Raw genomic sequence first — 15,114 nt, 5'->3', positions numbered from 1 at the left:
TGTTTCCCTCCATAGAAAACAGCGGTTATAAATAGGACGAATTACTGAATTTCGCGACTGATCATTTTAACTTTTTCATCCTCGCTTTTAATTCGAACGTTCGCAACGAATCTTTATAGCTGTTGTGCGCGTTCTGCTTTACAATACTGAGCGAGGCATCCGAGTTGTCTTCCCAACGACGGCAGCGGTAAATTGGATCGTAAATCCGTCCGATTTTCCATGTTCTGGAAATGGCCAGTCCCATGGCATAGTCTTCGCCGTAACTGGTATTTGGGATTCGAATGCTGCGGAAGATTGGTGTGTAAAATGCGCGTGGTGCACCCAATCCATTGATGCGCAGTGCATTGTTGGGCCCGTTTTCAGGTGTCCATTCCCGATGATCGATCACGCCGGGAGGGATTTCTTCGAGCATGAAGTTGCACATTTGGTATGAGCCAATAACCATGGCGCAATTTTCTTCGTGAAACTTATCAACTATTTTTTGCAAGCTTGTGTTGTCGTAATACAAATCGTCGCTATCGAGTTGAATGGCGAAACGGCCACATTGCGCGTGAAAAACCGCCTCGTTCCAGCATCCTCCAATCCCCAGATCGGAACGTTGCGGGCATACATGGATCAAGCGATCGTCGGTATACGATTGCAGCAGTTCGGTTGTGCCATCAGTCGAGTGGTTGTCGACAATAATTAAGTTGAATTTGAAATTGCACTGTTGCGAAAGCACCGAATCAACCGCATCTTTAATGGTTTTAATCCGGTTCCGAACCGGGATGACCACCGTTGCTTCTACCGGAAAATCGTTCTCGAAATCAACTTCCGTGAAGTTTGGTTTCAGAAAGGCACCAATTTTTTGCAAATGTACCGTGCAAGCCTGCTCCATTTCAATCTGGCGTTCGCGCGCTGTACTTTTCACGTAGTCGAACTGTTTTTCACCCGATTGGCGGGTGTCGGTTTCGGCCATGGTAAAAAGCAACTCAGGTACGCGTACCAGTTCGCCCATACGCGAAGCCAGCAATCGCAGCGCGTAATATCCGGCATGTTGCCAGTTGGCGGTTACGGCTGCCTCAAAGGTTTTTAACACATCGGCCCGGTAAAGCTGTGCCGGGCCAAAATTGAAATCGTCGCGAAGACTACCTGCCTGGTAGTCAATAACCGGGTGAGCGTCCAGCTGCTCTGTTTTTTTTTCGTAGTAATCGGCATAGAGCATGGCGGCCTCAGTATTTTCGGCTATCTGCAGCAGTCGTTCTACCCCGTATTGACCCGTATTGACCCACTTGTTTTGCAACAATAGCAAGGCATAGTCGGATTGCGTGTGCTCAGCAATGGTTTTCATAGTTTGAGTTGAAAAAAGATCTTCAACCTGAATGAATGAGGCATTGGCTAGTTGAACGGGATTAGGAGACAGCACAAAAATGTTGGCCATTTGGTCGGATTGGCGGAGCTGATCGACAATTTGTTGGGTGTTTTCCTGGCCGCACCAGGCAATAAAACTATCTGTTTTCATAAATTACCATTTTACTGCTGCCGGCTTTGTGGCCGGGCTTTCATTATTTAAACGATCGAGTGCCGTCACACGAAACTCGTACTTTTCTTTCTTGCTCTTTCGCTTTTCAATCCGTATTTCAGACAAACCGGTGATGGCATAAATCGACTGCACGTCGGCTTCATTCAACTTCGCGCCAACTTTGTTTTTGTATACAATATAGCGGGTTGCTTCGTCCATCGGGTGGTTGAATTCCGGTTTCTCCCACTTCAGTTTTCGTCCTCGTTTTTTGAATTTTAATGGCGGTTTTGGCGGAGTATAGTCAATCCAGGGCATTGTAGGAGACAATGCCGGCAATGGATACAATTGATTTTGTAATTTATCTTGAAGTCCAAGTAGGTTTCGTTTCAGATGGATGACACTGTAAAAGGCGCTTCCATGAATTGCCGGGGTTGTGCGCGTTAATTGAATTTGTTTTGGCAGCTGATCGGGCTGAGTCCATTCGGGAGTGCTCGAATTCGCATCTATTTTGTACAATGCGTGACCAATATACACATCGCGGTTGAAACTGTTTTCGGCCCACCAGTCAATAAGGGTTTTATAGTCTGCCGCAGTGTGACCGATCTGCCAGTAAATTTGCGGAGTAACATAGTCGATCCAGCCGTTTTGCAGCCATTTTAAAATGTCGGCGTACAGATCATCGTAATTTGTAACCCCGGCTTTGGTCTTTGAGCCACGGGCGTCTTTGTCGGCGTTTCGCCACACGCCAAACGGACTGATGCCGAATTTGACCCAAGGTTTTGTCTCTTTGATGGTTTTCGATAGCAATTGGATGGTTTGATCGACGTTGTCGCGCCGCCAATCAGCGAGCTGGTCAGGGCGAAATTGCCGAGGATTAGCCGCAAACTGGTTCAGGTCGGGAAATACCTCTCCGGCTACAGGGTAGGGATAGAAATAATCGTCAAAATGAACCGCATCGATATCGTAGTTGGCAACCACTTCTTTCACCACTTTGGCAATAAACTGCCGGGTTTCTTCGAGCGCCGGATTGAAATACAATTTACCTCCGTATTTGATAATCCATTCGGGCTGATTAAAAGCGATATGAGACGAAGAGAGCGGTTCGTCGGCTCGTTGGGCGACTCGAAATGGGTTGAACCAGGCATGGAATTCCATTTGTCGCTTGTGTGCTTCATCGATCCAGAATTTCAACGGGTCATAGCCGGGATCCTCCCCGGGTGTTCCAGTCAGGTAGCGCGACCAAGGCTCAAGTTGCGACGGGAAAAAGGCGTCGGCTGCTGGGCGAATTTGCAGGATAACCGCATTCAGCCCGTTTTTGTCCATTAGATTGAGAAGCTCGATCGCTTCAGTCTTTTGTTGCTGAACGCTTAGTCCAGGTTTCGAAGGCCAGTCGATGTTGTTGACTGTTGCCACCCAAGCCGCTCTGAACTCATATTTGGGGATTGACGAACTTTGTGAAAATCCGGTTAGAAATAGCAGGCTGAAAAATAAAATCAGGGGATGACGTCGCATTGAATTGAACTTGTTAATGATTAAACAGATCTGATGTGCTTTTCTTTTTTACGAAAAAACAACAAAAAAATCAGATCGCTAATAGTTTGATGAAAATTTTCTTTTGGAACATACCAATTGCGGTTTCGGCCAACTTGTTTTCTGCAACCGAAAGGTGGACCGGGTTTTTAAATGGGGTTCAACCTAATTGCAACAGGAAACGAACGTGCTGAAAACGAGCTGTGAATTATTTTATTCGCCATAAACGAGAGCGAACTTGGTTTGTGTGCTTAACTTTGAACTACTTTTCACTAAAAGATGGAAACTTATGATTTTAGTTGCAGACAGTGGTTCGACAAAAACGGATTGGTTGATTGCTGATGATTTTGGAGAGACACGAAGCTTTCAAAGCGCGGGAATAAATCCTTTTTTTCGAACGACCGAGGACATTTTGGCGGAGTTGACTCCGTTATTCGATCAGCAACACTTGCCGGTTGAAGCGATTTACTTTTACGGAGCAGGCATTGTTAATGCCGAAAAGGCTGCCGTTATAAAAAAGGCTTTGGTGGCCATTTTTGGTGAAGTTAAATGTGAGATTGCTAGCGATGTGTTGGGCGCGGCACGTGCTGCATGTGGCCAAAATCCGGGCATCGTTTGTATCCTTGGAACCGGTTCGAACGCCTGCTACTTCGATGGCGAACAGGTTGTTAGTGGCATCCCGCCGATGGGATATATTCTGGGCGACGAGGGCAGTGGCGCTGTTTTGGGCAGGCAACTATTGGGCGATTATTTTAAAGGCTTAATGCCCGCGGATTTGAAGACGAAGTTCTTTCGGAAATATGCCCCGGAGAAGGATGCCGTGTTGGAGCGTGTTTATCGTACTGCTAAACCCAATCAATATTTAGCTTCGTTTTCCGGCTTCCTGAGTGACGAAGCGGAACATCCGTATTGTCTGGATTTGCTTCGGAATCAATTTAAGGCCTTTATTCAACGAAATATCCTGCAGATGCCGGAATCCCGAAATCTGCCAGTGAACTTTGTCGGTTCTGTTGCCTTTCATTTTCAGGCGATTTTAAAATCGGAGCTGGAAAAGGAAGGATTAAAATTGGGGAGCATCCTGAAGGAGCCGATCGAAGCGTTGCTTGGCTATCATCGATAAGGAAGAACGCCGTTTGTTTAATTCTCCCGTTAAAATGAATGTTGGTTTTAAAGTCGCATTGAATTCACGGGAGAGTGGGGTAAAAGCTTGTCACGAAAGACTTGGTTTCGTGACAAGCTTTTAGTTAGAATTCAATCGCTACAGCAAAGTAAGCGGGTACAGGTTTGCCGCGTTGTTTGCCGGGGGATCAGTCTTCTTGTTAAGAACGGTTGCGACCGTTGTGTAGGCCGGTTTCGGTTCGTCGAACTGATCAACTACGTCTTTGACAACTGCTTCCTTCAGTTTTCATACGTATTGTATCACTTGCTCTTCTGCTTAGGTTAATTGAATCAAATCCATCTCTTCAAATTTATTTTCTACCACAAATACAGTAGGTTGGATTTAATTTCGAACTATTTCGATAGAATAATTACTAGAAACATAATAAAAATGTTTTTAGCTATTGAAATAGAGCTTGTTGTCTAGGTGTTTGGTTAAATTTCAGAGAGGATTGACTTGGCTTTGGAGATCGAATTAACCTGTTCGAAGTTGAGGCTAAGTTTGTTCAGTTTCTCTTTCATACGGCATTTGCCGGGATTATGCTGTACAAAGTTCAGTACCTTGGTAAATGCTTCCGATTGGTAATAGGGCGATTGCTGGTCGGAAATAAAATAGCAGATCATTTTTTTGTTTTTCAGAATGATGCGTTCAATTCCCAACTCAATGGCGACCCAACGCAAACGAACCACTTCCAGCAACTCAATACTGGCAGGTGGGAGTTTTCCAAAACGGTCGGTCAGGCTGGCTTCAAACTGTTGCAGGTTTTCCTCGGTTTCCATGCTGTCGAGCTCGCGGTAAAGCAACATACGCTCCGAAACGCTTTGGATATAGCCATCGGGAAAAAGCAGTTCCATATCCGTATCGATCTGACAGTCGTTAATAAATTTATTTTGAAGGAATGCTTTACCGGCAGCCGCTGTTTGTTCTTCTTCGAACAAATCTTTGTATTCAGTTTGTTTCAACTCCTGAATGGCTTCATTCAGGATACGGTGATAGGTTTCGTAGCCAATATCGGCGATAAACCCGCTTTGTTCGGCGCCCAGCAAATCGCCGGCTCCCCGAATATCGAGGTCGCGCATGGCAATGTTGAAGCCGCTCCCCAAGTCCGAGAATTCTTCGATGGCTTGCAGTCGCTTCCGGGCTTCGGTACTCACCAGCGATAACGGCGGAGTGAGCAAATAGCAGAACGCTTTTTTATTTGAACGGCCAACCCGTCCGCGTAACTGGTGCAAATCGCTCAACCCAAAATTCTCGGCATGATTTATAATTATGGTGTTGGCATTTGGAATGTCCAGTCCGGACTCGATGATCGTTGTCGCAATTAAAACATCTTGTTCGCCATTGATAAAGTCGAGCATGATTTTTTCGAGCTTTGGACCTTCCATTTGTCCGTGACCAACGGCTGTTTTTACGCCCGGCACAATTCGCTGAATGGTGGCTTCAACCTCATAAATATTTTGAACCCGGTTGTGAATAAAGAAAACCTGTCCGTTTCGGGCCAATTCGTAATTAATCGCGTCACGAATCAAGTCTTCGTTGAACCCGTGTAGCTCGGTAACAATCGGGTATCGGTTTGGCGGAGGTGTTTGAATGATCGACAAATCGCGGGCGCCCATCAACGAGAATTGCAACGTTCGCGGAATTGGCGTAGCAGTCAGGGTCAGCGTGTCAACATTCACTTTTAACTGCTTCAGTTTTTCTTTTACACTCACCCCGAACTTCTGCTCTTCGTCCACGATCAGTAGCCCCAGGTCTTTAAATTTTACATCTTTCCCAATTAAGCGGTGGGTTCCGATCAAAATATCGACATTTCCGGCTTCAACCTCTTTCAGAATTCTCTTCACCTCGGCGGCTGGCCTTAGTCGACTGATGTATTCCACTTTTACCGGGAAATCATTCAAGCGGTCGGAGAAGGTTTTGTAATGTTGAAGCGCCAAAATGGTTGTGGGAACTAAAACAGCAGCTTGTTTACTATCGGTTGCAGCCTTGAATGCCGCACGAACAGCAATTTCGGTTTTTCCAAAGCCAACATCGCCACAAACCAGGCGATCCATCGGAATATGGCGTTCCATATCCTCTTTCACCGCCTGGGTGGTTTTCTCCTGGTCGGGGGTATCCTCAAAAATGAATGATGCTTCCAATTCGGTTTGCAAGTAAGAGTCGGGGGTGAATGCAAATCCTTTTTCCTGACGGCGTTTGGCGTACAAGGCAATCAGTTCGCGGGCAATATCTTTCACCTTATTTTTGGTGCGTTCCTTTAGCTTTTGCCATGCTCCGCCGCCAAGTTTGTTAATCTTCGGCTCCAGCCCTTCTTTACCTTTGTATTTCGATATGCGGTGCAGCGAATGAATACTAACCAACAATACATCGTTGTCGCGATAGGTGAGCCGGATCGCTTCCTGCAGTTTGCCGTTGACTTCAGTTTTCACCAGCCCGGCAAATTTCCCAATCCCATGGTCGATGTGTACAACATAGTCGCCCGGATGCAGTTTGTTCAATTCTTTTATGGTGATACTTTGTCGCTGCTCTTTTCTGCTTTTCACCTGAAAGCGATGATAGCGCTCGAAGATTTGATGATCGGTGTAGCAACAAATTTTAAGATCGTGGTCGATAAAGCCTTCATGTAGGGTGAGCTTCAAATCGGTGAAACGAACATTCAGGCCTTGATCATTGAAAATGGCTTTCAGTCGTTCAATCTGTTTGTCGCTGCCCGACAGAATGTAGTTTTTATAATTGTCGTGAATGTTTTGCTGCATGTTTTCGGCCAGCAGCTGAAAGTTTTTGTTGAAAACTGGTTGAGGTGAGCTGCTGTATTCAATTATTTTATCGGCCTGAAAACCCGCATTGCTTCCGGTTGCAATCAAGCTAAACTGAAGGGCTGCTTCCCTGAATTCTTCGCCCGATGTAATGCGCTGCTGCAGTTCTTCTGTGAAATTGTCGGAACTCATGTTCTCCTCATACTGGCTTTGAATGAGGTCGGTCAGTAAAGTCAGGTCGTGAACAAATAAAAGACTTTCCTTCGGAATGAACCGCAGAAAATGATCGCGTTTCTCATCATCGAGTCCACTTTGAATATTGGGGATGATAACAATTTTGGTCAGTTGTTCCTTCGAGATCTGAGTTTCGATGTCGAAACTTCGCAGGCTGTCAACATCGTCGCCAAAGAAATCAAGTCGGTAAGGATCTTCATTCGAGAACGAATAAATGTCGACCAAGCTGCCGCGGATTGAATACTGTCCAGGCTCGCACACAAAATCCACGCGCTCGAAACCATACTCGTACAGCACATCATTTAGGAAGTCGATCGATAGCTTGTCTCCTTTTTTTACCGCAAAACTATGCGATGCCAGTGTATCTCCCGAAATTACTTTCTCAACAAGAGCCTCCGGATAGGTGACAATGCTTGCCGGGTTGCCTTCCCTGATCTGGTTGAGCACTTCAGTTCGCAATATGATGTTTTCCTGCTCAAACTGTTCGTTATGGATGGATCGTTTGTATGACCCCGGGAAAAATAAAACTGCTCCTTTGGTTTGCAGATTATTCAAATCGTCGTAAAAGTAGGCAGCTTCTTCTTTGTCGTTCAGAATGTAAACCGAAACGTTCTGTTGGTTTTCGGCCATTACGGAACCAAAAACCGTTTTAAGCGAGCCAACCATTCCCCGAAGGTGAATTTTTGCCTGTGGAGATTTCAGACTTTCCAATACGGTTTGGAATAGGGGATTCTCCCGGTAATTTTTGCGAAATTCGAATAAGTCCAAAATGAGTAATTTTTGGCGGCAAAGATACAAATTTGTTTTCGGCTACGGCCATTTTGTTGGCTATGACCCGGTTCTTTGGTTTGTTTGGAATTGCTATTCAGCCTTAGTGAACTAAAGATCAAAAAAAACACACAAGAGAATGAACCAAACATTGGGATACGTGTTGAGGTATCAATATATTTACATATAAAATTCAATTAATCATGCTGCACACCAATTTAAAACATGTTTTATCGTCGGCAGAGCACGAGAAGCTAATTTCGGAAAATGAGAATGTGATGATCTGCTGTGGTCGGATGGGACCAATGTGCATTCCGGTCTATGCTGCCATGACAGAACTGGAAGACGAATACAAGCAGGTCGTTTTTGCTGATATGGAGTTTGATATTCCCGATGCAGCGGTCATCCGCAACGCTCCGGAATGTCGTAATTTCATGGGTTTGCCATTTGTTGTTTATTACAAAAACGGAAAGCTCGTACATGCAACGAGTAGTATTCAAAATAAAGAACAAATTGGTAAAATATTGAACGACAAACTGCTGTGAGAGTAGTTGGAGCGACTTTTCGTTGATTGCAGAAGTTTGCATTAGGTTCGGTTCAACAGGCAAAAGATCGAATTGGCTGTCCATTGAGTCAGCCTTTCGTTTGGCCGGCATTAGTTCGGTATTGAAAATTGGCCTGCTGTTCGATGTTGTCAGGTAGTTGAACCTTTAACCAGCCTATGTTGAGTTTTAGAAATGCTTGTTTTTATAGCAAAGTAATTTAGTTGGTTTTAACAGGCAGATAATGAGATGTATACAATTCGCCATAAACGAGAGTCGACCTAATTTAAGATCTGTACATAAAAAACAATTGAAATTGTTTTTAAATTCTGAAAAGCATATAACTTTGATCTAAATTAAACAGGCTATACGTATGAAAAAGTTAGTGTTTGTTGCCGTTGTACTTGCGTTGGTATCATGTCAACAGGGAAAAATTGATCGAATGCAGGCTACCCAGGACAGTCTTGCACAGGCTGCCGTGGAGAAGGACTCAGCTATTATCAGCTTTGTTTCGGTCATGACAGAAATTCAGGAAAATCTTGATTCAATTAAACAAATGGAAGAAATTGTTCGGATTGAATCGGGCAAAGTTAGCGAAGGGAAACTGAGTGATAAGGATCATATTTTGAGTGATATTGAGATTATTCACCAATTGATGAAGCAAAATAGGGCCTTGATTAACAAGCTTCAGAAGCAACTTGGGTCGTCTAATTCGAAAGTTGCTGAACTACAGCGGGCGATCGACGTACTAAAGCGTCAGGTTGAACAGAAAGATTCGGAAATTGCAAGTCTCAACGCTGAAATTCAGAAAATGAATATGGATATTGCTGGTTTGAACAGCCGAATTGAGGAGATGTCGGGCGAAAGCATGCGAAAAGATGAGGCTTTGCTGGAAAAATCGAATTTAATTGATTATCAAACAATTGCTATAAATACGGCTTATTATGCATTTGGATCTCAAAAGGAATTGATTGCCAATGACCTGGTTGAGAAAGATGGCGGGTTTTTAGGGTTAGGTAGAAGTTTGAAGATGAAGGAAGATTTTAATCAGTCGTATTTTACTGAGATTGATATTCGGGATTTCCTGCGTCTGGAGATCCTTGCCAAGCGTGCCAAGTTGGTAACCACTCATCCTGCCGGATCGTACCATTTTGAGGGTGAAGAACGGGTTGACGCGTTGGTGATTGATAAGCCGAAGGAATTCTGGGAAACCTCAAAGTTCCTGATTATCCAGGTAAACTAATGGAAAAAAAATTGAAAGAAGGTGCGGTTTTCGCACCTTTTTGTTTTTAGTAGCTGCCCGTTTACAGGAAACAGTTACAACTAGAAAATATAAAACAGTAAATAGAAGAAAATGGAAGTGTTGGATGTGTTGAACTGGCGTTATGCCGCAAAGAGGATGAATGGAGGGAAGGTACCGAAAGAGAAATTGGATGTCATTTTGGAAGCTGTACGTTTGGCGCCTACGTCGCTTGGCTTACAGCCATTTCGGGTGTTGGTAGTTGAAGATGAAACTGTGAAACAGAGAATAAGTAAAAAGGCTTGTCTGCAACCCCAGATTTTGGAAAGTTCACATTTGCTTGTTTTTGCGGTTTGGGAAAAGGTAAAACCTGAATTTGTTGACAATTATTTGGCGTTGATGGCTGAAACCCGGCAGCTGAATTTAGAATCGTTGGGTGATTTTAAAGGCATGGTTAACGGTTATGTCGAAAGGGCTGAAAACTCCGGGCAGATTGAAAGCTGGCTGGCCTGTCAGGCTTATATCGCAATGGGCGTCGGGTCGGTTGCTGCAGCTGCGATCGGAATTGATTCAACACCGATGGAGGGCTTTGATAAATTGGAAATGGACAAGGTACTTGGGCTAGCCGATAGAGGACTGAAAAGTGTTGTGATGTTGGCGATTGGCTATCGTGATGAGGAGAACGACCGCTTGGCGAAATCGAAAAAAGTTCGGTTGCCAGCCGAAGAGCTGTTTATCAATATTTAATTAGCGATCACTAACCCCTATCCCGATAAAAAGCAAAAAGTCCGGAACGAGTTTCTGTCCGGACTTTCTGTTTTTTAGTAGCAGAATTCAAGTCTTTTTCCGCGAATGTCTTTTTCTATGTGTCCCCGATCGTAGGCCAGTTGTCCGTTTATAAATGTTTTCGAAACCTGGCTATGAAATGTCGTTCCTTCGAATGGCGACCAACCACATTTATAGATAATGTTCTCGGGGCAAACAACCCAGCTTTTTTCCGGATTAACGAGTACCAGATCGGCATAATAACCCTCGCGGATATAACCACGGCGATCAATGCGGAATAAATCGGCCGGTGCATGGCACATTTTGTCGACTACTCTTTCCGCGGTAATCTTCTCCTGGTGTACAAATTCGAACATGGCAGTAACAGAGTGTTGTACAAGCGGTCCGCCTGACGGAGCTTTGAAATACGGATGCGATTTCTCGTCGAGGGTGTGCGGCGCATGGTCGGTGGCAATAACATCAATTTTGTCGGCAAGCAAGGCCTCCCACAGTGCTTCTTTGTCCTCAACCGACTTTATCGCCGGATTCCATTTAATGCGGGTACCGTAGTCAATATAGTCTCGCTCGTCAAACCAAAGGTGATGAACACAAACTTCGGCTGTAATCTTTTTTTCGCTTACCGGTCCGGCTTTGAATAGAGCCATTTCTTTTGCCGATGAAATATGCAGCACATGTAAGCGGGTATCGTATTTCGAAGCTAGCTCAACGGCCTGAGACGATGATTTGTAGCAGGCTTCAGCGCTTCTGATTTTTGGATGGCGTGAGATGGGAACAATCTCACCGTACTTTTGGCGGTAGATTTCGATATTCTTCTTGATGATCGCTTCGTCTTCGCAATGGGTAGCTACCAATGTCGGCGCGTTTTTAAAGATTTCGGCCAATGTCGCTTTGTCGTCTACCAACATATTTCCGGTCGACGAGCCCATAAATACTTTTATGCCGCAAACTTTAGAAGGATCGGTTTTAAGAACTTCGTCCAAATTGCTGTTCGTTGCCCCCATGTAGAAGGAGTAGTTCACGGCTGAAACTTCCGCCGCCCGGGCATATTTTTTCTCCAATTCAATCTGGGTGGTTGTTTGTGGATTGGTGTTGGGCATTTCCATGTATGACGTAACACCACCAGCCAGTGCGGCCATCGATTCGGTGGCAATGTCGCCTTTATGGGTGAGACCTGGTTCACGAAAATGAACCTGATCGTCAATTGCTCCGGGAATCAGGTAGCGTTCCTCCGCGTCTATCAGGTTGGCTGATTGGTCGATGGTTTCAGGAAGTTCTCCCTCAAAAATCTTGGAAATAAATTCGCCTTCGATGACAACACCTCCCCGGAAACGCTTTCCTTCGTTGATGATTACGGCGTTGTGGATGATGGTCTTTTTCATACGATATGGTTTTAGTTGTAATTACGAATTGAAAACAAAAAAGCTACATTTCTGCAGCTCTAAGCAATTTGTACCTGTATTTTGTTCATGTCCGCTGCCGCAATGCCTAAGCAAGCTGGTTTTTTTGCGGTTCGAAGTGTTTAAACCAACTTCGTAATTTCATTCTTAAGATACCCCAAAGAGCTTCGTTGAAAATTCCGCCGCTCATTTTCGAGCTGCCTTCCTGCCTGTCCGTAAAAATAATTGGAACTTCAGTCAACTGAAAACCATGTTTCCAGGCCGTAAACTTCATCTCAACCTGAAAACCATACCCTTTGAGCCGAATATCATTCAAATCAATTGTTTCGAGCACTGTTCGTCGGAAACATTTAAAGCCAGCGGTCGTGTCCATGATCTCCATGCCGGTGATCAGTCGTACGTAAACCGATGCGAAGTAGGACATCAATACACGGCCGAGCGGCCAGTTAATGACGTTGATTCCTTTGATGTAGCGCGAACCGATCGCCACATCGGCTCCCTGTTTTTTGCACGCGCTAAGTAATTGTTCGAGATCTTCAGGGTTATGCGAAAAATCGCAATCCATTTCAAAAATGAAGTCAGCTTTGTGTTCAATCGCATATCTAAATCCGGAGAGATAGGCAGTCCCCAATCCAAGCTTACCTTCACGTTCAAGTAAATGAAGTCGACCGTCAAATTCCAGTTGTAATTTCTTGACAATTTCAGCTGTTTTGTCCGGAGAGTTATCGTCAATTATCAGGATTTCAAAAGGAGTCGATAACGAAAAAACTTTACGGATCATCCGTTCAATGTTTTCTTTCTCGTTATAGGTTGGGATGATTACCAGATTTATTTCCACGTGCAGATTCTGTTTTATGAACTATGCGAAAATAATCTTTTTGAGGAAATCTGCCGCTTATGTCTCCAGATATTTTGCATGAGGTGTTGACGAATTGGAATTGTCGGTGTTATGATAATGTTAAAGTGTCATGTATTGTTATTATATTTGTTGCAAACTGCTCGAATGTTGTCAGTTTTGTATCTAAAAGAAACCAAAACGAAAATATTTTCACGCAAGAGGCTATGGAATTCAAGTGTAGAAAAGCTGGGAACGAATGTTATGGCGTAAAGGAATTAACCCTTTTATCCGAAATCAGTCAGCGCCTTATTCAAAGTAAGGAGTTGAAGAATGATTTGTCGGTTATATTGGAATTGTTGGTGAAGTATATGGGAGCCGAGCGTAGTTTTCTGACCATTTTCAACCGACAAAACTCGAAGATTTACATTGAAGCAGCCTATGGTTTTAGCTCGGCGCAGCAGGCGCGGGGAAAATATGATTTGGGAGAAGGAATTATTGGTCGGGTGGTTGAATTGGCCAGACCGATCGTTGTCGACAAGATATCCGAATCCAGTTTGTTCCTCAATAGAACCCAACAAGAATTAAAATCGAAAGATGGCGAAGAGTTAAGTTTCGTTTGTGTTCCGATTATAGAGGGTAGTCAGGTAACCGGATCTCTAAGTATGATTCGTGTTTTTAATCCGTTTATCTCGAAGGATGAAAATTTATACCTTTTGTCGGTAATCGGCAGTCTAATCTCTCGGGTAGTAAGCTCAAAGCAAGAGCGAATGGAAGAGTTGGAAGTACTCCGTCAAAAGAATAAAGAACTCCAAAGTAAGCTCACCGGAGAGCACCGGCCTGTAAATATTGTTGGCAACTCGGGTAAGATGCGCGATGTGTACTCGTTAGTAAATATGGTTGCTGAAACGAATTCAACCGTATTAATACGTGGGGAAAGCGGTATTGGTAAAGAGTTGATTGCCGACGCGATTCACTTTACCAGTAAACGTGCGAAAAACAATTTCGTGAAGGTAAACTGTTCGGCTTTGCCCGATACGTTGATCGAAAGCGAATTGTTTGGCCATGAAAAGGGCGCTTTTACCGGGGCGGATGCACGCCGGAAAGGGCGTTTCGAATTGGCTGACGGCGGAACCATCTTTTTAGATGAGATCGGTGATATCCCGCTTTCAACCCAGGTGAAGATCTTACGGATTTTGCAGGAACGTGAATTTGAACGATTGGGCGGAACGGAAACCATTAAAGTTGATGTTCGGATCGTGGCTGCCACAAACAGGAATTTGGAGGATTTGATCGAGAAAGGTGAATTTCGTGAAGATTTGTTTTACCGAATTAATGTATTTCCGCTGTATATACCTCCGCTTCGTGAGCGGCGCGATGACATTCCGCTATTGGTTGATCACTTCATTGAAAAATTCAATAAACGGAATGGTACAAGCGTAAAACGCATTACCACAAGTGCATTGAACATGCTGATGGTTTATTCGTGGCCCGGTAATATTCGCGAATTGGAAAACTGTGTTGAGCGTGGATGTATTCTAACAACCGACGATGTTATTCATGCCTATAACTTACCGCCTTCGTTGCAGACTGCCGACTCGTCGAACACACAAGCAAAAGGCGGTTTGACCTATACTGTAGAACAGGTTGAGAAGCAGCTGATTAGGGAGGCGTTGACGAGTACGAAAGGAAACATTGCCAAAGCTGCAGAAATATTGAAAGTTACCGAGCGGATGCTGGGAACCCGTGTTAAGAAATACGAAATTGATGCTTGGCGATTCAAAGTGTAATTTGAAGTTTGCTGACCTTCCCGTTGTTTTCTACCTTCGTCCTTTAAAAGAAATAGCATGAACTTAAGTTTTGTGGAGATAGACCTCCAATCGGAGGAACATGTTAATGCGCTCATTCGTTTGTTGGATGTTTACATGCGCGATCCGATGGGAAGTAGCTCTCCGATGCCTGAAGGATTGGATTCTAAAATTATTGAAGGGCTCCGAAATTACCCGTCGTATCTTGGATTTTTTGCGAAACTCGACGGTGAATTTGCAGCCTTGGCAAACTGCAATAAAAATTTTTCCACCTTTAAAGCAATGCCACTGATCAATATTCACGACTTCATCGTTCATCCCGATTTTCGAGGAAAAGGAGTTGGGCAATTTTTGCTCAACCAGATTGCAGCTTACGGTATGAAGCAAGGGTTCTGCCGGGTAAATCTGGAGGTGAGGCACGACAACCAGAATGCTAAAAGCTTGTACGAAAAGGCCGGATTTACTGAATGTAACCCGCCAATGCACTTTTGGGAACGGCTTTGGTAAGCAAGGACTGCTAAGGACAATTTTTTCAAGTCCAATGAGGCTGATGTATGG

General features: G+C 44.3%; 11 protein-coding genes. 6 read left to right on the top strand and 5 right to left on the bottom strand.

Annotated elements, in window-relative coordinates; all coding sequences use genetic code 11:
* Positions 1-61: 61 nt before the first annotated feature.
* Positions 62-1,501 carry a glycosyltransferase family 2 protein gene (locus ABZD21_RS04360; protein ID WP_372773161.1) on the bottom strand — a complete coding sequence of 480 codons (1,440 nt, stop codon included), beginning with the start codon at positions 1,499-1,501 and terminating at the stop codon, positions 62-64.
* 3 nt (positions 1,502-1,504) lie between these two features.
* Positions 1,505-3,013, bottom strand: a complete 1,509-nt coding sequence (locus tag ABZD21_RS04355) for a glycoside hydrolase family 10 protein (RefSeq protein WP_372773159.1) — start codon at positions 3,011-3,013, stop codon at positions 1,505-1,507.
* A 307-nt stretch (positions 3,014-3,320) separates the two neighbouring features.
* Between ABZD21_RS04355 and ABZD21_RS04350 the strand changes: the two genes are divergently transcribed.
* Entirely contained in the window at positions 3,321-4,151 is an 831-nt protein-coding gene (locus ABZD21_RS04350) for an ATPase (protein WP_372773157.1), read from the top strand.
* Between the two features lie 473 nt (positions 4,152-4,624).
* Here the strand turns inward: ABZD21_RS04350 and mfd are convergent, their stop codons facing one another.
* Positions 4,625-7,948 (bottom strand): transcription-repair coupling factor, encoded by a 3,324-nt coding sequence (gene mfd, locus ABZD21_RS04345; protein ID WP_372773156.1) that lies wholly within the window; start codon positions 7,946-7,948, stop codon positions 4,625-4,627.
* 203 nt (positions 7,949-8,151) lie between these two features.
* On the opposite strand from mfd, the gene ABZD21_RS04340 reads away from it, so the two are divergent.
* The 3 genes from ABZD21_RS04340 to ABZD21_RS04330 all read left to right on the top strand — a co-directional run bounded on the left by ABZD21_RS04340 (position 8,152) and on the right by ABZD21_RS04330 (position 10,477).
* Positions 8,152-8,493: a thioredoxin family protein gene (locus ABZD21_RS04340; RefSeq protein ID WP_372773154.1), complete on the top strand. Its 342-nt coding sequence runs from the start codon at positions 8,152-8,154 to the stop codon at positions 8,491-8,493.
* 370 nt (positions 8,494-8,863) lie between these two features.
* On the top strand, positions 8,864-9,733 hold the full coding sequence (locus ABZD21_RS04335; RefSeq protein WP_372773153.1) for a hypothetical protein: 870 nt from the start codon (positions 8,864-8,866) through the stop codon (positions 9,731-9,733).
* A gap of 111 nt (positions 9,734-9,844) precedes the next feature.
* Positions 9,845-10,477 (top strand): NAD(P)H-dependent oxidoreductase, encoded by a 633-nt coding sequence (locus ABZD21_RS04330; protein WP_372773152.1) that lies wholly within the window; start codon positions 9,845-9,847, stop codon positions 10,475-10,477.
* A gap of 74 nt (positions 10,478-10,551) precedes the next feature.
* Here the strand turns inward: ABZD21_RS04330 and ABZD21_RS04325 are convergent, their stop codons facing one another.
* Positions 10,552-11,895, bottom strand: coding sequence for a dihydroorotase (locus ABZD21_RS04325; protein ID WP_372773151.1), 1,344 nt, complete (start codon positions 11,893-11,895; stop codon positions 10,552-10,554).
* Positions 11,896-12,001: 106 nt separating this feature from the next.
* Positions 12,002-12,751, bottom strand: a complete 750-nt coding sequence (locus tag ABZD21_RS04320) for a polyprenol monophosphomannose synthase (RefSeq protein WP_372773149.1) — start codon at positions 12,749-12,751, stop codon at positions 12,002-12,004.
* Positions 12,752-12,975: 224 nt separating this feature from the next.
* On the opposite strand from ABZD21_RS04320, the gene ABZD21_RS04315 reads away from it, so the two are divergent.
* Both ABZD21_RS04315 and ABZD21_RS04310 read left to right on the top strand, forming a co-directional pair.
* On the top strand, positions 12,976-14,538 hold the full coding sequence (locus ABZD21_RS04315) for a sigma-54 interaction domain-containing protein (RefSeq protein WP_372773148.1): 1,563 nt from the start codon (positions 12,976-12,978) through the stop codon (positions 14,536-14,538).
* 57 nt (positions 14,539-14,595) lie between these two features.
* Positions 14,596-15,063 (top strand): GNAT family N-acetyltransferase, encoded by a 468-nt coding sequence (locus ABZD21_RS04310; protein WP_372773146.1) that lies wholly within the window; start codon positions 14,596-14,598, stop codon positions 15,061-15,063.
* The last annotated feature ends 51 nt before the right edge of the window (positions 15,064-15,114 follow it).

It is taken from the genome of Mangrovibacterium sp. (genome assembly GCF_041596335.1).
Taxonomy (GTDB): Bacteria; Bacteroidota; Bacteroidia; order Bacteroidales; family Prolixibacteraceae; genus Mangrovibacterium.
Note: the sequence above shows the minus strand (reverse complement) of the source record. Positions and strands in the feature narration are given on the sequence as shown.

Coding starts and splice junctions, on each gene's coding strand:
- ABZD21_RS04360 (WP_372773161.1), bottom strand. CDS start 1,501: ATGAAAACAGATAGTTTTATTGCCTGGTGCGGCCAGGAAAACACCCAA.
- ABZD21_RS04355 (WP_372773159.1), bottom strand. CDS start 3,013: ATGCGACGTCATCCCCTGATTTTATTTTTCAGCCTGCTATTTCTAACC.
- ABZD21_RS04350 (WP_372773157.1), top strand. CDS start 3,321: ATGATTTTAGTTGCAGACAGTGGTTCGACAAAAACGGATTGGTTGATT.
- ABZD21_RS04340 (WP_372773154.1), top strand. CDS start 8,152: ATGCTGCACACCAATTTAAAACATGTTTTATCGTCGGCAGAGCACGAG.
- ABZD21_RS04335 (WP_372773153.1), top strand. CDS start 8,864: ATGAAAAAGTTAGTGTTTGTTGCCGTTGTACTTGCGTTGGTATCATGT.
- ABZD21_RS04330 (WP_372773152.1), top strand. CDS start 9,845: ATGGAAGTGTTGGATGTGTTGAACTGGCGTTATGCCGCAAAGAGGATG.
- ABZD21_RS04325 (WP_372773151.1), bottom strand. CDS start 11,895: ATGAAAAAGACCATCATCCACAACGCCGTAATCATCAACGAAGGAAAG.
- ABZD21_RS04315 (WP_372773148.1), top strand. CDS start 12,976: ATGGAATTCAAGTGTAGAAAAGCTGGGAACGAATGTTATGGCGTAAAG.
- ABZD21_RS04310 (WP_372773146.1), top strand. CDS start 14,596: ATGAACTTAAGTTTTGTGGAGATAGACCTCCAATCGGAGGAACATGTT.